Raw genomic sequence first — 25,492 nt, forward strand, 5'->3', positions numbered from 1 at the left:
CTTTTTGTTTATCTTTCTTTATAAGGCAACATGTACTTTTTAAGGGCTTTTCCGGTAAATGATTGGGGAACTTTTTCCGATCCCTCAGTAATTCCACTGTACAGGACGTTTCCACCGTACGTTCCGGCTCCAGGTCCCATGTCAATCAACCAATCAGCCTGACTGATTACATCAAGGTTGTGTTCAACGATAATAAGAGAATCGCCATCAGCAACCATTCGTTTAAATAACTTCAGCAATCGTTGCGTATCATTCATGTGGAGACCGGCCGTGGGTTCATCAAGAAAGTAAATCTTGCCCTTCTCTTCTAGCATCTGGGCTAATCGTAGTCGTTGCAGTTCACCACCAGATAGCGTGGTCAAAGCCTGATTTAACGCTAAATAATCCAATCCGACTTCGCTCATCTGTTTCAACGGATTGGCGATTTCAGGGACATCCTTGAAGAACTCAGCCGCGTGAGCAACCGACATTGACAAAACGTCAGCGATGTCTTGTTCGTGATACTTATATCCTAAGGCTTCCTGACTGTAGCGTTTTCCGTGACACAACTCACAGGTCTGAACGACCGGATCCATAAAGGCCATGTTGGTAATTGTGACTCCTTTCCCCTTACAACGCGGACAAGCACCCTTGCCGTTGTAACTAAAGAGTTGGGTCGAAACGTTGTTGGCCTTCGCAAAAAGTCTTCGAATTGGGTTTAAAATGTTGAGATAGGTCACGGGAGTGGAACGAATGCTGATGCCGGCTTGTTTTTGCGTCAGATCAACGTAATCGCCGTTTAGATGGTCCTTCATGGCCTCCGCTAGTGAACTCTTACCTGAACCGGCAACTCCCGACAGAACGGTCATAATCCCGGTTGGCACCTTGACACTCACGTCGTCAATGTTATGCATGTGAACGTGCTTCAAGTCTACAAATCCCTTAGGTTGAAGTGGTTTGGCGAAGTGATGGGGTGCCCTTAACCATTTTCCGGTCAGGGTGTCAGAATCCAACACTTCTGGATAACTTCCAGTAAAGGTGATTTTACCACCGTCGGCACCAGATTTTGGTCCCACTTCGACCACGTGATCGGCAATCGACATGATCTCTGGGTTGTGGTCAACGATAAAGATGGTATTACCCTTTTTCTTTAGGTTAATCATGGCTTTTTTTATCAAAGCGATGTCGTGGGGATGAAGACCCACACTTGGTTCATCAAAAACGTACAGAATATCTGATAATGAATTAGTCAGATGTTTAGCAATCTTAATACGTTGCACTTCACCACCTGATAAGGTGCTGGTGGTCCGATCGAGGGTCAAGTACCCTAATCCAATGTCGATTAAAGGTTTAATCTTAGACTCTAAACCCCGGATGATTTCATCTCCAAGGTTATCTTTAATGGACTCCAAAAAGTCCAAGAACTGAACCAGGTCCATCTTAGAAACGTCGTTAATGTTAAAATCATTAATCTTAACACTCAAAGATCTGGGGTTAAGTCGAGCTCCCTTACATACCGGGCAAACTTCCCGGGTCACAATCTCACTAATGGCTTCTTTGTGGTGCTTACCCTCACGACTGTTGATGATTGAACGTTTGATTCTGGGAACCACCCCCTCGTACTGGCTCGTTTTGTAGTAAGCGGGCGCATTGGACAGTTTTTGTTGTGGCGCGTGCATCAACAAGTCATACTCTTCGGGAGTATAATCTTTAATTGGTTTGTCATTATCAAATAAACCACTGTAACCGTATCCCCGCCAACGCCAGGTTCCGGGTCCAAAACTAACGAAGGTAATCGCTCCGTCATTAAGTGACTTTTCTGGATCAATTAGCTTCGATTCATCAACTTCATCGACGTATCCTAACCCCTGACAGTACGGACACATCCCCTGTGGCAGGTTAAACGAAAAGACCTCCGAGTATCCCACAAACGGCTTTCCAACCCGTGAGAACAGGAGCCGTAATAACGAGTAGATTCCCGTATAGGTGGCAAGCGTCGACCGGGCGTTGCCGGTTAGTTGTTTCTGTTCAATTGCAATGGCAACTGGCAAATTTTTGATGTCACCAACGTGCGGCTGCCCGTACTTTGGGAGATACTGTTGGGAAAAACTAGGAAACGTTTCGTTTAGTTCACGACGTGACATGGCCGCAATCGTGTCGAATACTAACGACGATTTCCCCGATCCGGACTCACCGACAAAAACGGTGATTTCGTGTTTAGGGAGTTTGACGTTAACGTGCTTTAAATTATTTTGGTGTGCGTCAGACACATCAATTGAATCCTTATAATAAGTGTCGACCATGGTTTACCTCACTAATCTTGACGTGTTTTACTTAACTTTCTTGATTCGCTCATCACACAGAACAATGCGAATAAAATCAGTCCGCCGGATACAATAAATAAAGCGGGATAGTTGAAAAATTCAACCATTAATCCACCAAAGAGTGGGCCCACAGCCCTTCCAAGTGACATAAAAATATTAAATAGTCCCTGAAACTTCCCCTTTTGTCTGGGGTCCGCTAACGTATCAATCCACGCCGGAATTCCCGGCAATCCGTTCATCTCACCAAAGGTCAAAATAACCATGATAATTACGAAAACGGCGTACTGTCTAGCAAATATTAACATAAAGAAGCTTAGCGCGAAAATGATTACCCCAAAGGCAATCTGACGACTCATCTTAAACCGAGCCCCAATTTTATTAATAATCGGTTGAATGAAAACAATCAATAACCCATTAATCGTCCACAAGAAACTGTAATTTTCAAATGAGATCCCTAGTTGAGTCATGTGGACTGACATGACACTTTCCCAGAGCGTATAACTCATATAAATACAAAAAACCATGATGCAGATTAGCCAAATCAGTTTTAAACCGCGACTCTTTTTCTCAGAAACATCGTCGTCATCTTGTGAACGCTTAACGGCCGTCGGTTCTGGTCGATGTAATTTAATGTTAAATTCAAAAATCGTCATCAACAACAACACAATGTAAAAACCCGTTGCCACGATGAAAACAATCGAAATCCCGTACTTCATCAAGAAACCAACCAACGCGGTTCCGACAACGACCCCCAGATTAAGCCCCACGTACAACGAATTAAAAACGTATCGCGTACTTTTAGAGGTGATCATCGATGCGTACGAATTTAAGAGCGTCATGCTGGAGCCGTTACCCAGTCCGTACAGCAGTAACATAATTCCAAAAATGGGCCAGCCGTGAAAGAAGATCAAAGTCACAATCGAAGTCATCGTAATTAGGACACTGATGATGGCGGTCTTATATGGTGACCAGCGATCGAAAAGATAACCACCCAGATAGTTCCCAATAATCATGAACATTGACATGGCAAACAGCACGATGCCGGCCGTTGTCAGAGATTCATGAAGGTAATTATGCATGTAGACCGTGGTTAGCGGCCACATAAAGGATGACCCGGTATTTAATAGTAACGAATAGATTAAAACGGTACTCAACCTTAATTCTTTTTTTCTTCCTTTTACCATTTGCTTGCCTCACTTCATTATTCATTTTAATTTTTTCTTTAATTTCAACGCTTACACGATCGACCATAATAAAAGGGGAAACTCAACCGTAGTTGAAATCCCCCTAATAATCAGCAATGCTTACTTTTTTGTCGCATGCTTCTTTTCGTTATCACGCTTTTTGGCAACCAATCCGGCTACCATCGAACCCGCTACCAGCACCGAAACAACACTGGTTAACAGGATTTTCATTTTATTTTTCATGATGAAACTCCCTGCTTTTCTCCCTAATATAGTTATATCTTGTTTGCAACAAAAAAGCTACTTCTTTCTCTAATTTATAACTTTTATAATGTGATTTCCAACCGGTTACACCATTCACACTGTGTAACCGCACTCGTAACCATCAAATTACCAGTACTGTAATAAACAGCGTCCCTGGCTAAAATTAAATCCAATTTTAACTGGGAAAAAACCGATCCTTCTACTATAATTAAGGTCCATAAGGCAAATTAACGAAACGTTAATTGGAGGGAGAAACACATGATTCATATTGTTACTGATTCAACTGCTCAATTAACCCCAGATGAAATTCAAAAAAATAATCTCACGGTCGTACCACTTCAGGTTACCATTGATGGTAAAACTTATGAAGATGGTGTTGACATTACCAGAAAAGAATTCTCCGATCATCTTGCAAACGACAAAGAATTTCCGAAGACCAGTCAACCTTCTCTGGGTCAATTCATTCAAGCCTACGAAAAAATTCAAAAAGAAGATCCAGACGCTTCAATCATCTCCATTCATTTAACCAAGGTTTTAAGCGGAACGGTTGAGACGGCTAGGACCGCTGCCAAACAAGTGGGCGGAGACATCTCAGTCCTAGACAGTGATTCCACTGATAGTGGTCTTACTTTTGCCGTCATACGCGCTAAAAAATTGGCCGATCAAGGCAAGTCTGTTAACGAAATTATGGACAATTTAAAGGCTTTTGTACCAACCATCATGACCTACGTTTTCATCAACAGTTTTGATTACATGGTCAAGGGTGGGCGTGCTAGCCGGGCGGTTGGCTTTATTTCCTCACTAATTCAACTAAAGCCCGTAATTCAACTGACTGAGGGAACTTTAAAACTGAAGTACAAGTGCCGTGGCATCAAGAAAATGACCAAGATTGCCAATCAGGTCACCGATGAAATCATTAATAATAAGGATATTTCCGAAGTTGGTCTTTCATACGTTGACGACGGAACGGCCCCAAAGAAAATTGCCGCTAAGATCAAGGAAGCTAGACCTGACATCGACGTCACTTGCCGTCTGACAAGTCCCATCGTTATGACCCACGTCGGTCCCGGTGGATTTGGCTACATCTTCGCATAACTTAATCCTAACAATTAAGATCGGACATTTATGTTCGGTCTTTTATTATGAAAAGAGGAAATCGTGGAATCATCGCCTGTTTATTCGGACTTCTAATGAATCAATTATGGTAAATTAGCGGTTAACACCGTGTCAACATGTGGGTATAATTAAATTATTACATAGAAGGAAGGATTTTTTATGCCATCGTCAACTTTTGTAAATCTCCCCCAGGCAAAAAAGGATCGCATCAACAGTGCCCTTTTAAATGAATTCTCCGCTCATCCCTTCGCTGACGCCCAAGTTGCCAGGATCATCAAGGATGCCAAAATCTCACGTGGAGCCTACTACAAATACTTCATTACCTTAAAGGGTGGCTATGATTACACCCGTAGACTAGTTTTATCAACCATTCACCGGCCTTTCACAAATAAAAAGCTTGATGAACTGAAACCGAGCGACTACGTTGATGCCGCCCGTTCCTTTCTAGAAGATAGTGCTGAAAGTGAATACTTTGAATTTATTCAGATGGACATCCTGCATAATCAGAAAAACATTGATGATTCGGCAATCATTAAGCTGCCAGCCAAACGGTGGGCCATTACCGTTCTGTGCCACCAGACGATTAAAGAAGCCATGGAATCTCCCAGTGATTCCGAAAAATTACTTCATCGGCTTCAAAAAGTTCTTGAAATTATTTATTAATTAATCCGTACAAAAAGGAGACCCAGAAGTGGGTCTCCTTTATTAATTGATTTCAATCATTAATTAATCTAAAATTCTTCGTAAGTGGCTGGATCTTGGTTGTGAGTTCGACCATCTGGTTTGGTTAACGAATCAATCGTTTCCATATCTTCAGGAGTAATCTCAAAGTCAAAGACGTTCAGGTTACCACTCTGTCTACCAGGATGAGCTGACTTAGGAATTGGCAGGGTTCCTAACTGAATCTCCCAGCGTAAAATCAATTGACCAACGTTTTTATGGTACTTAGCGGCCATATCAACCAGAACTGGGTTCTTTAACATCTCACTCGCACGACCAAGTGGGCTCCAGTCTTCGGTTAAAATCCCGTGTTCTTCATCATAGTGACGCATATCAGCCTGATTAAAGTAGGGATGAAGTTCAATTTGATTAATTGATGGCATGACACCAGTTTCATCAACTAACTTGTCCAAGTAGTCTGGTAGAAAGTTGCAGACACCAATCGTCCGAATCAAACCGTACTGCTGAGCATCAATCAGTGCTTGCCATGCTTCAACGTAGTTACCCTCTTTAGGATTAGGCCAGTGCAACAAGTAGATATCAAAGTAGTCTAGGCCAGCCCGATAAAGTGACTCTTGAATGGCGTTAATGGCGCTCTTTCGGTCGTAGTAACGGCCTGGCAACTTTGAAGTTACCAACAAATCAGAACGGCGCACGTTCGAATTTTCAATTCCACGACCAACTGCCCCTTCGTTTTCGTAATTGTAGGCAGTGTCGATTAATCGATAACCCTTATGAATGGCAGAAGTAATCGCCATTGCACCTTCAAAACCCTTTAAAAGATAGGTCCCAAAACCAATCTTTGGAACCTGCATTCCGTTATTTAACGTATAATACTCATATTCCATGATGAGAACTCCTCTCAATGTGTTTCTACGATTAGGATAAGCGGAATGAATATTCGTTTCAAGCAAGTCGATTTGTGATAGGATAGTAGTTACGATTTAAGGAGTGATAACGTGAAAAAGAAAAACCAAAAAAATAACGGATCCTTTAACTTTCGGGGATTCTTCCATTTAATTCGACAAACTAAACCCCACTACTGGCAACTAATGGTCGGACTGATCCTGGGACTAATCGCTACCGGAGCCCAACTAACGGTCCCAAAGATTGCCCAGGTCATGGTGAACGACTTCGCCAAGGGCGTGAGTCTAGTCCTGATTTTTGCTATGGTTATTTTATTTGTCTTGAGTGCCCTAATTAACGCGGGCTCAGGAACGCTCCTGGGGTTCTTCGGTGAAGACGTAGTGGCTAACCTTCGAGAACTACTATGGGAGAAAATGGTGAAGTTAAACGTTCACTATTTTGATAGCGTGAAGACCGGAAAAATGACCTCGCGGCTCGTGAGTGACACAGATCAGATTAAAGACTTACTGTCAGTTTCATTTCCCAACACGATTACGTCGATCTTTCAACTAATAGGGGCTTTAATCATCATGCTCATCATGGATTGGCGAATGGCCTTAATCATGTTTATTGCCATTCCCATCGTCATGACCGTGATGCGACCAATCATTCACAAGTCGAGTCAGATTGGGAAATCGCGTCAGGACCAAATGGCTGATTTCAGCGGAAAGGCGCAGGAAACTTTAAACGAAATTCGCTTAGTTAAATCATCAAATGCCGAACCGTACGAAACCAACGCTGGTTCTAACTTGATTCACAATCTGTATCGAATCGGCCTCAAAGAGTCGGTCTATGACTCCATTGCGGGACCAATTCTGAACACGGTCATGATGGCTATGATTGTTGGAATCTTGGCATATGGCGCTCATCGGGTTGCCATTGGAGCTATGACCATCGGAACCATGTTTGCCTTTCTAATGTACCTGTTTCAAATCATTGGTCCCGTTAGCATGCTGGGTCGTTTTGTCACTGACCTCTCTAAAGCCAATGGTTCTACTGAACACGTCCGAGAACTCCTCATTGAACCCGAAGAAGACTTTGCGTCAGGCTTCTCGGATGATATTGGCGGTAAAACGTTGCGCCTCAATGACGTTAGTTTTGCCTACGACCCCGATGAACCGGTCTTAAAAAAAGTCAACGTCGCCGCCAAGCCCAATCAAACTACGGCCTTCGTTGGACCTTCTGGAAGTGGAAAATCAACCATCTTCAGTTTGATTGAACGTTACTACCAACCAACGTCTGGCACCCTTACAATTGGCAAGGAAAACATCGAGGACATTAACCTCTCCAACTGGCGGCATCAAATCGGACTGGTTAGTCAGGATTCAGCCATCATGGCGGGGACGATTCGCCATAATTTGACCTATGGACTAGACGAGCAGTTTACCGATGACCAACTCTGGCACGTCCTAAGCCTAGCGTACGCGGAGGGCTTTGTGAAAGAGATGCCCGACGGACTTTCCACTCAAGTTGGTGAACGAGGAATCAAGGTCAGTGGTGGCCAAAGGCAACGACTCGCGATCGCTCGGGCCTTTTTGCGAGATCCAAAAATCTTGATGCTTGACGAAGCCACGGCCAGTCTTGATTCACAATCAGAGGCCATGGTTCAAAAAGCGCTTCATCAACTCATGAAGGGTCGTACTACCCTCATTATTGCTCATCGCTTAAGTACCATCGTTGATTCAGACGACATTTACTTTGTTGACCATGGTGAAATCAGTGGACACGGGACTCACGAAGAGTTAATCAAGACTTTGCCCAAGTATCGCGAATACGTTAAAATTCAATTCAAAAAATAAGGAATTCAGCAATGAATTCTTTTTTTGTGTCACAAATCAGGATTTTCCTGTTATACTTTAAGAATTATTTAAGAAATTGGAGGTTACATTTGATGGACAATAAAAAGTTATCATTATTTGCGTTAGTCTTAATGATCTTTACATCCGTCTTCGGATCAGCGAACATTTCCAGAGCGTTCTACCTAATGGGGTATGCCTCAATCATCTGGTACATCCTGGCAGCGCTCTGCTTCTTCATCCCGTTTGCGTTCATGATTGCGGAGTTTGGTGCGGCTTTTTCAGAAAAGCACGGTGGCATCTACACCTGGATGAGCGAATCAGTTAACCCTAAATTCGCCTTCACGGGAATCTCCATGTGGTATGCTTCCGCCATCATCTGGATGGTCAACACCAGTTCCGCCATCTGGGTCCCACTTTCAAATGCAATCTTCGGCGTTGATAAAACGTCAGATGCTCACCTCTTTGGGCTTTCAAGCGTTGAAACCATCGGCCTTTTAGCCGTCCTTTTGATGATCGTGATTACGTTCATTGCTACACGTGGAATCAGTCAAATTCAGAAGGTCACTTCCATCGGTGGGTTCGCTGCCATGCTGACCAACGTGATCCTCATTGTTGGTGGAGCCATCATCCTTTTAATTAACGGACATACCTTTCAGCCGCTCTCCTGGAAAGCCGTCTTAGTATCACCCAATCCGCAATACGATTCATTAATTAACGTCCTCGGATTTATCGTATACGCAATCTTTGCCTACGGTGGACTAGAAACCATTGGGGGCCTCGTCGATCAAACCAAGACTCCCGAAAAGACTTTTCCTAAAGGAATTACCATCTCGGCCATCACCATTTCCGTCGTCTATTCGATTGGGATTTTCATGGTCGGAGCTTTTACGAACTGGAAACAGGTCTTGGGTTCAAAACACAACATTAACCTAGTCAACATCCCCTTTGTCATCATGAATAACTTTGGTTATCAACTGGGGACCGCCCTGAATTTTCCTCACGGCGTCTCCGTTCAAATCGGGATGTGGGTCAGTCGTTACGTCGGGGTTTCCATTTTTCTTGCGTTAAGTGGGGCATTCATTACGCTCGTTATTTCGCCAATCAAGACGATCGTGGAGGGTACTCCCAAGGAAATTTGGCCGAAGTTCTTTACCAAAATCAACCGACACAACGTACCAGGCAATGCCATGGTGATTCAGGGACTCTTAGTCATCTTATTCATCCTCGTAATCTCGTTTGGAGGACAAAGTGCCAAAGCTTTCTTCAACATTTTGGTTCAGATGACCAACGTGGCCATGGTAATTCCGTACCTGTTCATTGCCTTCTCGTTCATTGGTTTTAAAGCCAACCAGAAAATCAAGAAGCCCTTTGTCTTCTACAAGAATTCACTGGTCGCCAAATTAGCGGTCTGTGTCGTAATGCTAACGGTCGGTTTTGCCATTATTTTTACGATTATCGCTCCCGCTTTGAGTGGCAACTACGTAAGCAGTATCTGGATGGTCGTTGGGCCTGTCTTGTTTGGTATTGTAGGTTATCTTTTGTACCACCACTACGAAAAGAAATATCTAAGTAAATAAGCAAAAATGAGACGTCCCTTTGGTGAGGGGCGTCTCTTTTTACGTTTGAACTGTTCGATCTCCCTTAGCTTGAACTCGGTGACTCATGTATAATAGTTACAAGACATCGTTTACCGCAAAGCACTAAGAGGAGAAAACATTATATGGAATTATTAGTTTCAATGTTTCCGATACTAGTCCCAATAATTCTGCTGGGCTTTTTAAACATGCCAGCTTTAAAGGGAATGAGTGTAACGGCAATACTTGTTATTTTAGCTAGTTTATTGGTTTGGAAGATGCCAATGAAAGCTCTGGCAGCCTCAGCCATTCAGGGAGTCCACAAAAGTCTGACGATTGCTTGGATTCTCCTTGGGGCACTGTTATTACTAAGAGCACTGGAATACACCGGATCAGTTGACCGGATTAACGCTGGCTTCACCAATTTAACCACCGACATGCGCCTGCAAGCCATCCTGATTGTCTTTCTGTTTGGGTCCCTAATTGAGGGAGTCTCGGGCTTCGGTGCTCCAGCCATGGTCACCGCTCCACTGTTAATTGCGTTGGGCTTTAAGCCCCTCTCTTCAATCGTTTTAGCCCTTGTCGCCGACTCAACGGCTGCTTCGTTTGGAGCCGTAGGAACTCCAATAACTGTTGGTCTAAGTAACACCGTTAGTCCCGCTGAGATGGGCAAAGTCGGGTTAAAGATTGCTAACCTCGAGTTAATCAGTGGAACTCTTGTTCCAATAATCTTAATCGTGATGCTGGTCTTTTTACTTCCCAACCAATACACCAAAAACCGCTTCAAATCAGTTTTACAGGTCACACCATGGTGCATTGCCATTGGATTAATTTACTCGATTTCAACCATTATCAGTCAATTATTACTGGGATACGAATTAACATCCGTCATCAGCCCCATCATTGCGTTGATCTTTGCCATCTTAAGTATTAAGTTCAACATTTTACTACCAAAAGATATCAAGAAAAATCCATGGAAACAATCCGAAAAAGTAACCATCAAAGAGCCCCGAACCGACATTTCACTAATTAGAGCGTGGTTACCATACGTCCTCGTGGTCGTTTTACTGGTAATCCCTAAACTCGTCAAACCGGTCCATAACTGGTTAAACAGCCACGTCAACCTATCATTAACCAACATTCTTGGCTTTAAGGCAATTGACTCGAGCTGGCTCCTTTTAGCTTCACCGGGAACCGTCCTCTTGATTGTTGCCCTACTAACGGTCCTTCTTCGTGAAGAATCATTTCGTTCGTTTTCACACGAAGCGTGGGACGTGGTGAAGTCAATGAAGACCACGCTTCTGACCTTAATTGTGACTTTAATCATGGTTCAGGTATTTACTAACACCAATTTTAACGGCGCCAAACTAGACAGCATGCCCGGTTACTTGGCATCGTTTATGGCTACTCACCTGCATGGCGTCTGGTTAGCAATCGCACCAATCTTAGGCGCAGTGGGATCATTTGTCACCGGAAGCACGACCGTCTCCACCTTGACTTTCTCGTCAATTCAGGCTGATGTCGCCATGGACGCTGGCTTAGATAAATTTCTCATCCTCGCCGGTCAGGTCATCGGCGCCGCCGTTGGAAACATGATTTGTGTCTACAACATTGTTTCCGTGAGTGGCGTAGTTGGACTGAAGGGACAAGAGGGGACGGTAATGCGGAAGACTGCCATTCCAGCAGCCGCTTATCTCTTTTTTCTCATTATCTCCATCTTCATATTCAAATAATTATAGGTAAACAAAAATCCATCCCAACTAATTTTGGAATGGATTTTTTTCAGATTTAATTATCAAAATTTTTAATCTTTAAACGTCCATACTTCGTTAAGTAAAAAGCCAATAAACCCTAGAATCAGGATTAAATCAGTCCACATGACGGAAAGATGAGAAATTCCAATTATTACCAAAAGAAACACAAGCAGGGTCACAATCCCACCCCAAATACGTTGCTTTGGAGTAATTTCACCCGCAATCTCCATTGCTGGATTCTTAATAAATAAAGTGACAACCCAAATAATGATACAGAGGGCACTTAAAATAATTAAAATCCAGTCAATGAAACCAATGGGAAAACCATAGATAATCTCTTGGATGCCTTCAACCACACTGGTTCCAAACAAGATCATGGCCATGGCCGTCCACAGTAAACTGATACGACTAGTAAATGCGTTTTTCTTCATATTTAACACCTACCTTTAGATAAATTTTAACATATATTTAACTTTGAAAGAAAAATGTTGAAGAAAAAGGGACTAACATCATTTGTTCATTGATGTCAATCCCTAAAAATATTTTATAGCAATGCTTTAAGTTTTACCTCTGATCAGCGGCCCACTTGGCAAACTGGGTCCAAATCTCATGCTTTTCTTCCTCATCATCAGTACCTTTTGACGCCTTAATCGTCGAAGCTAACTTGGCTTTTAAGGATTTTTTCTGATCAGCTGTCAAATTTTTAACCGACTCGGTTAAATTAAGCTGGCTCTCTTCCATTCCTTGATTAGCCAAGTTCAAGGTCCCGTGCTCGTGGCTGTTTTCAATAAACGACCAAATTGGGATAATGATAAATAAAGTCAAAGCAATTCTAGGAAAGAAAAACGCCAAAATAATCAAAATGACGTACGCCGCAATTGAATAGTTAAAGTTTCTGGCAAAAATATAGTTGAAAACTTCATGTTGCTTGGAGTGCTTTCGGTACTTGACTTCAGCAATTTGCGACACAATGATGCGAAAGACCACCAATAAAATTAGTGAAAGAGCGCCATAAAGCATCACCGTGATTTGCGATGTATCGTCGGTCATAAGCTTTGTAAAAGTTGGGATTAACGACATGAAAAAGAGAAACACCAGGTCCATGACAACCGTCTTGTTGGCGACTTTTTCGGTATCGTTGAATACTTGTGCATGCTGGTACCACAAGTTCCCAACAAAACAAAAACTAACGGCATAAATTCCAATGGCACGAAATAGAACCAGATACTCAACGTTTCCACCCATTTTCTCAATCGGCAGTTCCAACACCATTACGGTAATGATGATGGCAATAATGGCGTCACTGAAGGCATCAAGTCGATCTTTCATTTTTTTCTTGATTTCACCCATAACGTTTCCTCACTTTGATAGATTTACGCTAATTATAGCACGCCATTATGGAGATTTTAAGCACATCAAAAAAGCGTTTCACATTTACTACCGTCATGTTTAAATTTACATGCAACAAAAAAGGCTATCAAATTATTGATAGCCTTTCATTTGACAAAACATATCATAACTACAATCACTGTTGACCGTCCTTATGGTGTTCCACTATCTTTTGAACCATACTTGATGCTCCAGTTAAGCGTAGCGTCATATCCTCCGGTACTACCGACGGCACTTCCACTCTGGTTCATCCTTAAATCAAGTCCTTGATTAGCATTCCATTTAATTGGAGTCGTAATCTTACCATCTTCCTTTTTCCCAGGATAGTTGTAAACCTGAACGTTGCCAGTTCCTGGATTCAAAATGGTTGGTTGCTTGCTGTTTAAGGCAAAGTAAGCCAGTGAAAATGGTGACCCGGGTCTCCCAATCTCATGCGGATTTTCAGGAGTATTCTCCTGAGAGAGCCAGACACTGTACGGACTCTTAACACGACGATCATCGGTTAAACTAGCAATCTCGTATCCTTTGTTGATGTCAATCGGGGTCTTTTTCTTACCGAGGTTTCTCGGTTGCATGTACTGATCCTTAAAGAAGTAGTCATTTTGAAAGCCGTAGTCTAAATCCTGCGGTTGATTCAAAACAACCGATCCATTGTAGAAATTATAGGTCTCTTTTCGTCCTTGAAACTTAAGTGAATCCTGGTTGCGATCGGTTCCCGTCAATTCAGGGATTGAACTCATATTATCAGGATTATTGTCACCGAGTTGAAGGTCAGCGGTAATATTAGTTACCTCTCGACCATTCATGTCTGGAAGATTCTTAATTGTAATCTTCTTAGCATTCTTAAAGTTAGAGTTGGAGTCTTTCCCACTAATCTCATAATCGGTGGTGTCACTGACCGTATAATCACTATTACTAATTGGTTCTCCGTTAACATCAATGTTCTTGATGTCTTTAATACTTGGAACCACAAATGAATACGAACCATCTTTAAACTGCGTGCCTTCAATCATGTTATGAAGGGAAATCTTGTACTGAACCTCACTTCCGTCTTTGACGTCGGTCAGATTATTGGTCCAAGTATTACCACCGTCATTTGACATCTGGTTTTGTAAAATAACCCGTGGTTTAACGTTGTCGTACGGGTTATTCGACATTTCGACGGTCGCCTGACTTGACTTAACCACTCCGTCATCCGGTGCCGTAAAGTTACTTCCCTTAGCGGTTACCGTATTCTGCTTAGTATTAGGATCTGGATCAGTAATAATCGTTCGAAATCCAACTGAGTCAGGTTTCCCATCATCGTCGATGGGTTCAATTCCGTTGGGGTATTCCGCCACGATTTGATCGTTATCGTCCAGACCACGCATCCCTAGATTGGTCATGTCATCCGTAACCTTAACGTTATCCCAGGTATTTCCTAAACCATTATCTTTGTAGTTGTAGGTATCGACCTTATAAAGCATCACGTCTCCAACCTTAGCGTTAGTGACAAGGTCCTTAAATTCACTTGGATCGATTTCCTTAATCATGTCATTTGCGGCACCGGTATCACTATCGTAGGGATTAATATCCTTATACTTCCCCTCACGTTGAAGTGCACTTAAATCACAAACTAATTTTTTAACCCCAGGAATCTGAGGAATTTCGGTATTGGCAATGGCACTGACCATGTTCAACGCACCAGTTGCACCAGTAAATCCCCACCATGCGTAGTCACCTTGAAATTGGCTCAAAGGAACATTTTCAGTAGTGGTATGCTGATCAATTCCGTCAATTGAGTGACCAGACTTGGGATCATTATAAGTAACCGTTGCGGTGGCATGATCCGACCTGGCGTTACTATCTGGTTGCCAGTCATTAGGCATCCACTTGTAAGTCACCGGGATCCATGTTCCCTGATTAGCCGTTAAAGATGGCGTCTGACTATAATCATGGTGATTGATTCCAATATGATCTTTATCGTGCCAGTCAAATGGACCAGTGAATTCATTTGGATAAATGAACGCCGTATGCGGAATCTTTCGCGGCAATTTATGGTCACTATAATCTCCGTTGTAGTATGGATCAAACTCAAACGATAAAGCATTGTGAATAAATTGGGTCCTCAAATATGCCTTTTTAGGATTAACATGATCATTGTCAATTGCCTTTGAAGCGGTTCGGACATTTCCATATGAACCGAGTGATTCACCCGATGATCCGATGGCATTTGGATTGTCATTTTGCAGGGTAAAGGTCAGTCCATCAGCTAATGTTTTAACTTTTTTCGGGTTTTTCATATAAACGTAAAACTTAATTGTAAACGGTTTTTGTAAATCAACTTGGTTCTTCCACCACATGGTTTGAGCAGAATGATCATCACCAGTATTATCAGTTACCACCTGAACGTTGGGATATCTTTTTTGAACGCTTTCATTCGGTTGAACCCCAGCAAACATAAATTCATCCATTGACGGACCTGATTCTGGTGGTGCAGGAATGTTATACGGATTATCTGGATCCGCCCTAACACTCATCATTGCGCCACAAATCATAAATACAGCAGTACAAACCACTCCTATTAATAGCTTATAAAGTACTTCTCTTTTTATTCTCATTTTTTCTCAATTCTTTTTATTTTTCTTTTTGTGATAGAACATCCGACAAATCCAAAAAATAATCCAAATTTCGATGGTCAAAAATACCGCAATTAAAACCGGTACGTATGACTCTACTTGGTTTGATAACTTTAGTGGGGTAAACGTCTTGTGCAATCGAACCGTTTGCTTGTCAGAATGGATCATAACATCCATCCGATACCTACCAGGCTGCAATTTTTGATAGGGAATTGTCCACACCAAAGGAGTATTCGGGGCAATACTGACATCCGAATATTCCTTTATCGTATCCAATTTTTCGTTATGAAAAACTTTGACTCGCACCCTCGCATGTTGAATCAGCTGTGGGTAATTATTCTTAATCGTAACTTTAAACGCATTTAATCCATCATAATTTCCACTCTCAATGTTTGAAATTTTTAAACGATCTAATTTCAATCCATCCTGTCCACTTAACGAAACTCCAATAACGTAACTGGCTAAACTGTTAACCTTCTCGTTTGAAACGGAAGGAACCACTCCAGTAGCAGTGATGCCAGCAAGTTCTGTTCCCATAACTCGTGAATTTGTCCTGATTTGGTAATTGACTACCTTACTTGCATCCGGAGCCAAATTCACTTCTCTTTTAAGTTTTCCAACAACTTGTCTAGAAACCGAATTCTGATCATTTTTAAGCACGCTTGGATTAGCGTATGAAATACTGCCACTCGACGTGGTCGTTGCATTATTCAGCGTTAACCTAATTTTAATGGGACGGTCTCCGTGATTTTTCAAAAGAAGCGGGAGCTGGTATTCCCGATTCGGTTTAGCTTGAATCGCAAAATACTCTTTGCCCTTTTGAAGTGGAAGTCCACCCAAAACCGGCGTGGCAGAAAATGACGGATAATCATCCGAATTGGCCTGGGAAGTCATTGGCACAAACAGTTCAATCAACAAAACTCCAACTAAAATTATAATTTTAATTAGTTTTCGCATTTGAATTTTATTTCGAATTCTTCAATTCTAATTTTTTAATAAAATGACGGTTTAATATAATCAGAAAAGCGATAAAGAGAAAAATCACTCCGGCTACCATTGTGCCCCATTGAAGCATTTGTCCTGTTTGAGGTAACGTACCTTGTTGCTCCCCACTAACAGCAATGGTTGGCGGAATTTTAGTGCCTTCTGATTCAGAGGGACCTGGGGTTTTATTAGACATATCTTCAGGTTGACCACCCTGTCCATTGGGTGCTGGGGTTACGTTTCTACCAATTCGAATTGTGGTATTTGAATTAGATTCACTCTTCGCAAACGAAGATGCATTCGCTTCTAACCCAACGGCTATTAAAATAGTTAATCCAGTTAACAGTACCATCCTTAAAAACTTAGAACATTGTATTCGCATTTGTACATCTCCCAACCTAGTTATTTAGATTGATCGTTTCTTTTATCAAGTTCTGCTTGCTGTGCGGCAATCAAATCCTTTTGTTTTTTGTGTTGACGGTACAAAACGTAGCATAAGATCAAGATTAAGATTAACAAGATAATCAATAGGATGATCCACCACCAGTTTTTATTAGCATTATTAATTGCTGCCTGAGCAATTGAAATATGGAAATCTTTTTCAATATCCCACTTGTTTCCGTTAATGTCTGAAGCCTGCAAACTCAAATGATAATTACCGGGTAACAACGCATTTTTGCCAAAATTATTCATAAAATTAAAGTTGGAATTAGGCGCCATACTTAAGCCACTCTGGTTGGCCTTACTCAAGACTTTCTTTGGATTACTCTTTCGGTAAATCTTGTCTTTTAAATGCATTTGACTAACCGTCGTGGGCTTTTCGTTTGCCAACTTGGTATAAATCACCGGTTCACTAGCTACCTTCCCCGGTTTAATGCCTTGAGCCGTAAGCTTTGGTTTAATGGTTTGATTAGTGTTGTCACGAAGATAGACGGGCATTGCTAAAGCAAACTTATTATTAACGCTGACCCCCCTTAATTTAGCTGCAGAAGGTGGCAATTGTGGACTAACGTACAGTCCACCCATGATGACACCTTGATAAGTCTTGTCAGGAGCTTTTACGTTAAAGTTAACGTTGGTTCCCTTATTAGGAGCTAAGTTAATCGTCTGCTTCTTGTCTCCTTGGACTAAATCCTTGAATTTATACTTCAAAGTTTTATCAGTTGGAAACTTATTAGTCGGATTGAGCGCAATGGCACCACCACCGGAAGTAAAAGCAGTTGTTGGTTCAATGCTAAAGGACTGGGGTGACTTGGATAAATTAACGATGCTCAAACTAATTTGTTGGGTTTGACCCGGCTTGGTTTGAACAAAGATCACTCCATCTTGCTTAATTTGATTCTTAGTGTAATTCGGTTTAACCGCAATTGATGGACCTTGGGCTGCATTTGTTTTTAAGGTTCCAAGTATCGGAATCATCAAAAGAATGGTTGCAACGGCAAGTAAAAACGGTAACCAGAATTTCTTCAACCTTGATAAAATTACAATCACGTCCTACTTAATTAATTTTCTAATTTACTAAAAAGAAGACAAACCGTACGTGGTCTGTCTTCTTGGTTATACAATACACACCCGTAAAGAGAACTATTAGTTAGTTGGGTTTTGTGGGCCTTGTGCGTTAAGAGTCCAAATAATTGGTGCGTTGTAATCAGCTGGAGTAACGTTAGCTGGCATATTCAAACTAGCGTCAGTACTCTTTGAGTAGTCAACTGAAGTCGTTCCTAAACCTTGACCAGCATTAGCTGAAAGAACTTGGGAAGAATTATCAGCGCCAGCATTCAACAATGGAGTATTTACTTGAGCGGCACTTCCAATACTGTTTTTAACAGCGGTTTGGTTCAATTGAACACCCCAACCATTACCTGGTTGATCATTGAATTGACCTAAAGCAGCTGAAACAGTCCAACCAGCACCATTTGGTTGATCTTTGACGGTACGACCATCAACAACAACTAATTGTGGTTTACCATTACCGGTTTGGTTATCATGCAACGGAATCCCAAATTGTGGGTTACTGTTGTTGGCTGCTTCACCGAAGTTTAAATCTGGAACTTCTTGTAAAGTTAAGTATCCGGTTCTTACTTGAACGTGAGCTTTTGATTGTCCTTGTACTGAACCAGTAGTGTCATTAGGAGTTGCACTAGTGTCTGCTGGAAGATGAACAGGAGCAGCGTTTACATTAATGTTCTCAATGGCCATTGACAAACCTAAAACGGCTGCTAATGATGCCACACCTAAAACTAATTTCTTACCAATATTTGCTTCCATAAAAAACTACCTCCAAAAAATATATTATTTTATTGCTAATAAATTGTATGTTTGTAATGGTGATAAAGCACCACAGACACGCAATCTAATAACATCTTTCACAAAGACATTATACCATAGAATAAAATCCTTGTGCAATAAAAATAGGAAAAATTTCACAACACCCACTTCTTTTCACAATATCCTAATATAATCCTGGCTTCATGCAAAAGTCTACTATTAGTATAACTTATAAATGGATTATTTTTCAAGCTAAAAAAAGTCACGGTGACCAATTTGATCACCGTGACTTCAATTAATTCTTATTAATTAGTTAGTATAAATTTATCTTAGTACCAACCGTGTGATTGCCAGAATGATTGGGCGCCTGACCATGAACCATAACGTGAAGTTACGTATTGGTTAGCAACTCGATCTTGGTTAGCAGCTGAGTAGTCACCATTTAAGTATGACTTAGATAATTGGTACTTACCGTAGTAGTTACCATTTGAAGCAGTGTATGAACCACCTGATTCACGTGCAGTGATCCAAGCTTTGGCTGCATCATCACCACCGTTGCTTGAGTAGTTAACGTTAGATGGTTTAACAGTGTTAGTTTGTACAGCGTAAGTTCTTTGGTTAGTTCGTGGTGCTGCTGGAGCTGGAGTACTCTTTTGAGCTGATGCTTGTACATTAGCCTTTGGTGATTGGGTTGGTTGAGTATTAGCTTGTTGTTGTGCAGCTGGAGCTTGTTGTACGGGAGCTTGAGCTTTTGGTGCTGCTGGGGCTGGGGCTTGTACATTAGCCTTTGGTGCTTGGGCTGGTTGAGCAGCAGCTGGTTGTTGTACAGGTTGTGCAACCTTAGCAGCTGGGGCTTTAACAGCTGGAGTAGTCTTTGGTGCTTGGTAACCAGTAGTTTGTGCTGGTTGTGATACTGCGTTTGGAACAGTAACGCCAGTTGGGATTACTAATCTTTGTCCAACTGAGATTTGGTCAACATTTTGTAAATGGTTAGCTTTGGCGATTTGGTTAGCAGAAACTTTGTATTGTTGAGCAATTTCTGAAACAGTGTTACCTGCTTTAACTGTAACGTTTGTTGAAGCGTGGGTGGTGTTAGCACCTACTGCTAATAAACCTAATGCTGCGGCACTTGATAAAACTACGGCCTTGATACTTTTTGACTTCATAATAATAATCACTCCTAATCTAAATTTCTTAACTAATTTTCGTTTTCCGGTTTTCTGTTTTTTAAATTCGTTGATCTCCTGTATCAATCAACAATGTATATACTAAACGGAAAACATTACACACAAATAACACAGTGTTTAAAAAAATCGCCGATTTTTGTTATTTTGTAACATAAGTAACATGTTTTGCAACATAACCCTAAAAATCACCGAATTATTGAGTGTTTCCTGTATCATTTTGTAATTTTTACTCGTTTTTTTGCCACATATTCCCTTCAATTTCTTCAAAATCACTTCAAAAAAAGGTTGACAATCATATTTTTAGGTCAATTCACCTTAATTTTTCCTTTTTTGACCTGTTTCTACTATATTAATATAACGATCATTAGATTCACATCATCACCGTTTCCAGCTTTGACTTTTCCACTACCATTTTATTTTTAACCATCGATTCTCCATTATTATGGTAGAAAACTTTTTTATGTCGTTTAAATTATCAGCCTTTTTTACGGCCAACCACTTTATGACCTGTACCAATTTAGCAATCAAAAAATTATTTTAAACTATTTATAATGAAGAAATGCGTCAAGTTAGGGATACTTTAGATAGCGCTTTCATATGTGGAACAATAAGGAATAAACCACTTTTTTTGGTAGCAGTAGTGTTATATAATTGGTCTTGTATACGAATAACTATAATTATTAAAAGGAGTGAGTATTAATGGCAACTGCTAACCGTGCATTATTCATGCTTTTCGGTGGCACTGGTGACCTTGCTTTGCGAAAATTATATCCAGCCTTATTTGAACTTTACAAAAAGGGCAGTATTGACAATCATTTTGCACTGCTTGGGTTAGCTAGACGACCCCACACCGATGAGGAATTTCAAAAAATGGTTTTGGATTCCATCTCGTCAGAAGCAGATAATCAAGAACAAGCTGAAGAGTTTGCTAGTCATTTTTACTTCAGATCTCATGATGTTACCAACGTGGAACATTATCAGGCCTTGAGTAAATTAGCCGACGAACTTGACAAGAAATACGAACTTAATGGTAATCGGATCTTTTATGTTTCAATGGCCCCAAGATTCTTTGGAATCGTTGCTAAAAATCTGAAGGAACAACACGTTCTTTCAGACAATGGTGGCTTTAACCGCTTGGTAATTGAAAAACCATTCGGTCGGGACTATGAATCTGCTGAAAAATTAAATGATGAATTAACCGCTGCGTTTAAGGAAGACCAAATCTTTCGCATCGATCATTATTTAGGCAAAGAAATGGTTCAAAGTATCCCAGTTATTCGATTCGGTAACCCCATCATCGATGCCGTTTGGAACCACAACTACATCGATAATGTCCAGATCACCCTATCCGAAAAACTTGGCGTAGAAGACCGTGCCGGATATTACGACACAGCTGGTGCTTTACGTGATATGATTCAAAACCATACCATGCAAATCATGACCCTCCTTGCAATGGATAAGCCAGAATCATTTGTTGATACTGACGTTCGTGCTACCAAGGTCAAAACCCTTGAAAGTATGAACTTCTATGATACTGAGGGTGTCAAAAAAAACTTTGTTCGTGGTCAATATGGAGCTGGTAGTGGTTCAGCCGCCTACCGTGACGAGCCAGACGTTCCACACGATTCTAATAATGATACCTTTGTTGCCGGAAAAGTAACTTACAATCTTTCTAGATGGGAGGGCACTCCTTTCTACGTTCGAACTGGTAAGAAGTTAAAAGCCAAAGCCACTAGAGTTGATATTGTCTTCAAAAAAGACATTAACAACATCTTCAGTAAAGCCGGTTTGCCAGATACTCTTAAAACCAACGTCCTCTCAATTTTAATTGACCCTCGTGGTGGAATTACATTGAGGGTCAACGTCAAGGACTCCAAACAAGGTTTCCATACCGAAACCATCGACCTTAGTTACCTACAAAATGATGCTCGGGCTTCAGAAGTTCCTCAACCATACGAGCGTCTTTTCCATGACATCTTAAATGGTGATCACACCAACTTTGCAAGCTGGCCAGAAGTTGCCGCCGCTTGGAAGTACGTTGACCCCATTCAGAAGTACTGGGACGAAACCAAACCTGATTTTCCTAACTACGAACCAGGTTCAATGGGACCAAAGGCAGCAGACGAGTTATTAGCTCGAGATGGTCACAGTTGGTACTTCCCTGCTGAAAAGTAAAGAAAGTGCTTACAAAATTTGAAGTTTCTATTTCACAATTCTAATGTGAAATGGTAAACTACTAGTGTAATGAATTAACATATATATTCGAAAAGGAAGGTATATTATGGCTGATAAAAAAGCAAACATTGGTGTTGTTGGTATGGCTGTTATGGGTAAGAACCTTGCCCTCAACATTGAAAGTCGCGGTTACACAGTTGCAATTTATAACCGTACTGCAAGTAAGACTGAACAAGTAATGAAGGATCACGGTGACAAACACTTGATTCCAAGTTACAACGTTAAGGATTTCGTTGAATCAATTCAAAAACCTCGTACGATCTTATTGATGGTTAAGGCTGGAAAGCCAACTGATGCCGTTATTGCTGAACTATTACCATTACTTGATAAGGGTGACACTCTTATTGACGGTGGTAACACTAACTTCCACGATACTATGGCTCGAAGTGAAAAACTTGCTAAGTCAGGTATTAACTTTATCGGAATGGGTGTTTCTGGTGGTGAACTTGGAGCCCTTAAAGGCCCTTCACTAATGCCCGGTGGTCAAAAAGAAGCCTACGACCGTGTTGCTCCAATCCTTGAAAAGATTGCTGCTAAGGCCGAAGATGGCGAACCATGTGTTGCTTACATTGGCCCTAACGGTGCTGGTCACTATGTAAAGATGGTCCACAACGGTATCGAATACGGTGACGAAGAATTAATCGATGAAACCTTCAACCTTTTGAGAAATGCTGCTGGTTACTCAGTTGATGACCTTGCTAAAATCTTCAAAGATTGGAACAAGGGTGAGTTAAACTCATACTTGATCGAAATCACCGCTGACATCTTGACTAGAAAAGATGACTTAGGAGACGACAAGAACAAGCCAATTGTTGACGCAATCTTAGACCGTGGTGCTAACAAGGGTACTGGTAAGTGGAGTTCAATCGATGCTTTAGACATTGGTGCTCCTCAATCAGTTATCACCGAATCAGTTTACGCTCGTTTCATCTCAATGATGAAAAAAGAACGAATGGCCGCTTCAAAGGTTCTTCATGGTCCTGCCAAAGAACCTAAGTTTAACAGCGACGAAATCGTTGAAAAGGCTCGCCAAGCATTATACTTCGGTAAAATCATGAGTTATGCTCAAGGCTTCGAACAAATGCGGATGGCCTCAGAACACTACGGTTGGGACTTGAAGTACGACCAATTAGCTAAGATTTGGCGTGCTGGATGCATTATCCGTGCCCAATTCCTTCAAAACATCACTGATGCCTTTGATAAGGATCCTAAGTTAACTAACTTGTTAATGGACCCATACTTCTCAGACATCGCTAACAAGTACCAAGACTCAGCTAGAGAAATCGTTTCGTTAGCTACTGAAGCAGGTATTCCTGTTCCATCATTATCAGCTGCCGTTTCATACTTCGACTCATACAGAGCTCAAGTACTTCCAGCTAACTTGCTTCAAGCACAACGTGATTACTTCGGTGCTCACACTTACGAACGTACTGACCGTCCAGGTAACTTCCATTACCCATGGTACAAAGAACAATAAAACAAACGTTTTAAAAAGATCGACTTTAATAGTCGATCTTTTTCTATGTTTTTAGCTAACAAACAAGCATTATAGTCTAAAAAGCTGTATTATGATGGTGTAGTAGATAGTTAAACAATTAGGGAGGAACAAGACAATGTCCGAACGAAAAGTATACAATGATTATTTCTATGATGAACCAGCTTTTAACACCCATGACGGTGGATACATTCCACTCAAGGTGCCTGATGTTCCAGAACACAAATTAAACATCCCCGAAATTTTAAAGCCCGATAAAGAAACCGATACCGACATGTGGTACACGGTGGATGCCCAACCAGGTGAAACTCAGATTTTACCCGGTGAAAAAACAAAGACTTGGGGTTACAACGCTAGTATTTTAGGTAAGACCATCATTTTAAAAGAGGGTAAACACATGCATGTGACCTTAAAAAATGACTTACCAGTTTTAACCACCTTTCATTGGCACGGACTAAATGTTTCCGGTCCATACGTTGACGGTGGTTGTCACGCACCAGTTTACCCTGGTGAAAGCAGTGAAATTGAGTTTACGGTGGATCAGCCTGCTGCCACATTGTGGTTGCATGCTCATCCATGTCCAGAAACTTCTGAACAAGTCTACAAAGGTCTTGCTACCCCAGTGGTTGTTCAAGATGACATTGAATCCAAGTTACCCTTCCCAAGAAATTACGGGGTCGATGACATTCCCGTTGTCCTACAAGACCGTCATTTCCACAAGGGTAACCAACTAAACTACAAAGAAGACTACGATCCAGACGGTGTTCAAGGTCCAACTGCCATGATTAATGGTACCGTGAACCCCTACTTTGACGTTACTACCCAACGAGTACGACTCAGATTCCTGGACGGCTCCAACCGTCGTGAATGGCGCCTTCACTTCGATGACGATCTGAAGTTCACTCAGATTGGTTCTGATGGCGGAATTCTCCCTGAACCAGTCGAGTTCACTCACCTCATGATGGTTTGTGCCGAACGTGATGAGGTCATCGTTGATTTCAGTGGTTATAAACCCGGTGATGAAGTTCAACTCTACTCCGACGACGTTCCCATCATGACGTTTAAGATTCATGAGTTCGCACCAGACAACACCAAGCTCCCAGATCACCTCGTTGACATGCCACCATTTGCCAAAATTGACAAGGACGCTCCCGTTCATAAGGCAGCTATGTCTGGAATGGACGAATCCGTTGAAATCAACGGTAAGAAGTTCGACATGCAACGAATCGATGATCGCCAAGAAGTCGGTAAAGAACGAATTTGGGAAGTATCTAATTCAAACGAAATGGATGGCGGGATGGTTCATCCTTACCACATGCACGGAACTCAATTCCGAGTACTTTCCAGAAACGGTGGTAACCCTTATCCAAACGAACACGGTTGGAAGGACACCATTGGGGTTAACCCCGGCGAAGTCGTTCGCCTGCAAGTTAAGTTCGACTTTCCTGGCGTTTACATGTATCACTGTCACATTACGGAACACGAAGACGGTGGCATGATGCTTCAGATCCAGGCTTATGACAAGAATGATCCACACAAGAAGTACAAGTTAATGAACATGGATACCCTACTAAACGCTCTTTCAAAAGAAGAGGGCATCCCAGTGAAGGACTTAGATATCCCAGCTATGAATTCATACAAAAAGATGGGAATCCACATGTGTTAATTAAAGATTGGAAAACAGCTGCAGTGATGC

The 25,492-nt window shown here is 41.6% G+C and carries 20 protein-coding genes; 8 read left to right on the plus strand and 12 right to left on the minus strand.

Annotation, left to right across the window (positions count from 1 at the left end):
- Positions 1-8: 8 nt before the first annotated feature.
- From AC6UDG_RS05545 to AC6UDG_RS05555, 3 genes are all read right to left on the minus strand, one after another.
- A complete protein-coding gene (locus AC6UDG_RS05545) occupies positions 9-2,282 on the minus strand; it encodes an ATP-binding cassette domain-containing protein (RefSeq protein ID WP_500706751.1) in 2,274 nt (757 codons plus the stop codon).
- Between the two features lie 11 nt (positions 2,283-2,293).
- On the minus strand, positions 2,294-3,487 hold the full coding sequence (locus AC6UDG_RS05550; RefSeq protein WP_500696997.1) for an MDR family MFS transporter: 1,194 nt from the start codon (positions 3,485-3,487) through the stop codon (positions 2,294-2,296).
- A 120-nt stretch (positions 3,488-3,607) separates the two neighbouring features.
- Complete coding sequence (locus tag AC6UDG_RS05555) at positions 3,608-3,730, minus strand: hypothetical protein (RefSeq protein WP_500694107.1); 123 nt, start codon at positions 3,728-3,730, stop codon at positions 3,608-3,610.
- Positions 3,731-4,009: 279 nt separating this feature from the next.
- On the opposite strand from AC6UDG_RS05555, the gene AC6UDG_RS05560 reads away from it, so the two are divergent.
- Together AC6UDG_RS05560 and AC6UDG_RS05565 are read left to right on the plus strand one after the other, a co-directional pair.
- Entirely contained in the window at positions 4,010-4,846 is an 837-nt protein-coding gene (locus AC6UDG_RS05560; protein WP_500694108.1) for a DegV family protein, read from the plus strand.
- 180 nt (positions 4,847-5,026) lie between these two features.
- Positions 5,027-5,530, plus strand: coding sequence for a TetR/AcrR family transcriptional regulator (locus tag AC6UDG_RS05565; protein ID WP_500706752.1), 504 nt, complete (start codon positions 5,027-5,029; stop codon positions 5,528-5,530).
- Positions 5,531-5,598: 68 nt separating this feature from the next.
- On the opposite strand, the gene AC6UDG_RS05570 is transcribed toward AC6UDG_RS05565, so the two are convergent.
- A complete protein-coding gene (locus tag AC6UDG_RS05570) occupies positions 5,599-6,435 on the minus strand; it encodes an aldo/keto reductase (RefSeq protein ID WP_500695847.1) in 837 nt (278 codons plus the stop codon).
- Between the two features lie 111 nt (positions 6,436-6,546).
- On the opposite strand from AC6UDG_RS05570, the gene AC6UDG_RS05575 reads away from it, so the two are divergent.
- From AC6UDG_RS05575 to AC6UDG_RS05585, 3 genes are all read left to right on the plus strand, one after another.
- Positions 6,547-8,292 carry an ABC transporter ATP-binding protein gene (locus AC6UDG_RS05575; protein WP_500706753.1) on the plus strand — a complete coding sequence of 582 codons (1,746 nt, stop codon included), beginning with the start codon at positions 6,547-6,549 and terminating at the stop codon, positions 8,290-8,292.
- A gap of 92 nt (positions 8,293-8,384) precedes the next feature.
- Positions 8,385-9,869 carry a glutamate/gamma-aminobutyrate family transporter YjeM gene (yjeM, locus tag AC6UDG_RS05580; protein WP_500706754.1) on the plus strand — a complete coding sequence of 495 codons (1,485 nt, stop codon included), beginning with the start codon at positions 8,385-8,387 and terminating at the stop codon, positions 9,867-9,869.
- 143 nt (positions 9,870-10,012) lie between these two features.
- Positions 10,013-11,599, plus strand: a complete 1,587-nt coding sequence (locus AC6UDG_RS05585) for an L-lactate permease (RefSeq protein ID WP_500706755.1) — start codon at positions 10,013-10,015, stop codon at positions 11,597-11,599.
- Positions 11,600-11,670: 71 nt separating this feature from the next.
- Here the strand turns inward: AC6UDG_RS05585 and AC6UDG_RS05590 are convergent, their stop codons facing one another.
- The 8 genes from AC6UDG_RS05590 to apf all read right to left on the minus strand — a co-directional run bounded on the left by AC6UDG_RS05590 (position 11,671) and on the right by apf (position 20,045).
- Positions 11,671-12,051 carry a hypothetical protein gene (locus AC6UDG_RS05590; RefSeq protein ID WP_500706756.1) on the minus strand — a complete coding sequence of 127 codons (381 nt, stop codon included), beginning with the start codon at positions 12,049-12,051 and terminating at the stop codon, positions 11,671-11,673.
- Positions 12,052-12,184: 133 nt separating this feature from the next.
- Positions 12,185-12,970: a TMEM175 family protein gene (locus tag AC6UDG_RS05595; protein ID WP_500706757.1), complete on the minus strand. Its 786-nt coding sequence runs from the start codon at positions 12,968-12,970 to the stop codon at positions 12,185-12,187.
- A 191-nt stretch (positions 12,971-13,161) separates the two neighbouring features.
- Complete coding sequence (locus AC6UDG_RS05600) at positions 13,162-15,528, minus strand: hypothetical protein (protein ID WP_500706758.1); 2,367 nt, start codon at positions 15,526-15,528, stop codon at positions 13,162-13,164.
- Between the two features lie 87 nt (positions 15,529-15,615).
- Positions 15,616-16,545, minus strand: coding sequence for a WxL protein host-binding domain-containing protein (locus AC6UDG_RS05605; protein ID WP_500706759.1), 930 nt, complete (start codon positions 16,543-16,545; stop codon positions 15,616-15,618).
- A 46-nt stretch (positions 16,546-16,591) separates the two neighbouring features.
- On the minus strand, positions 16,592-16,993 hold the full coding sequence (locus AC6UDG_RS05610) for an LPXTG cell wall anchor domain-containing protein (RefSeq protein ID WP_500706760.1): 402 nt from the start codon (positions 16,991-16,993) through the stop codon (positions 16,592-16,594).
- 20 nt (positions 16,994-17,013) lie between these two features.
- Positions 17,014-18,102, minus strand: coding sequence for a DUF916 domain-containing protein (locus AC6UDG_RS05615; RefSeq protein ID WP_500697010.1), 1,089 nt, complete (start codon positions 18,100-18,102; stop codon positions 17,014-17,016).
- Between the two features lie 96 nt (positions 18,103-18,198).
- Complete coding sequence (locus AC6UDG_RS05620) at positions 18,199-18,879, minus strand: WxL domain-containing protein (protein WP_500694122.1); 681 nt, start codon at positions 18,877-18,879, stop codon at positions 18,199-18,201.
- A gap of 329 nt (positions 18,880-19,208) precedes the next feature.
- Positions 19,209-20,045 carry an aggregation-promoting factor gene (gene apf / locus AC6UDG_RS05625; RefSeq protein ID WP_500706761.1) on the minus strand — a complete coding sequence of 279 codons (837 nt, stop codon included), beginning with the start codon at positions 20,043-20,045 and terminating at the stop codon, positions 19,209-19,211.
- Between the two features lie 720 nt (positions 20,046-20,765).
- Between apf and zwf the strand changes: the two genes are divergently transcribed.
- The 3 genes from zwf (at position 20,766) to AC6UDG_RS05640 (ending at position 25,462) form a co-directional block, all read left to right on the plus strand.
- Positions 20,766-22,241 (plus strand): glucose-6-phosphate dehydrogenase, encoded by a 1,476-nt coding sequence (gene zwf, locus AC6UDG_RS05630; protein ID WP_500706762.1) that lies wholly within the window; start codon positions 20,766-20,768, stop codon positions 22,239-22,241.
- A gap of 106 nt (positions 22,242-22,347) precedes the next feature.
- Positions 22,348-23,778, plus strand: a complete 1,431-nt coding sequence (gnd, locus tag AC6UDG_RS05635; RefSeq protein WP_500694125.1) for an NADP-dependent phosphogluconate dehydrogenase — start codon at positions 22,348-22,350, stop codon at positions 23,776-23,778.
- A 136-nt stretch (positions 23,779-23,914) separates the two neighbouring features.
- Positions 23,915-25,462 carry a multicopper oxidase family protein gene (locus tag AC6UDG_RS05640; RefSeq protein WP_500706763.1) on the plus strand — a complete coding sequence of 516 codons (1,548 nt, stop codon included), beginning with the start codon at positions 23,915-23,917 and terminating at the stop codon, positions 25,460-25,462.
- Positions 25,463-25,492 lie beyond the last annotated feature (30 nt).

This window comes from Fructilactobacillus sp. X2R1C1 (genome assembly GCF_059901435.1).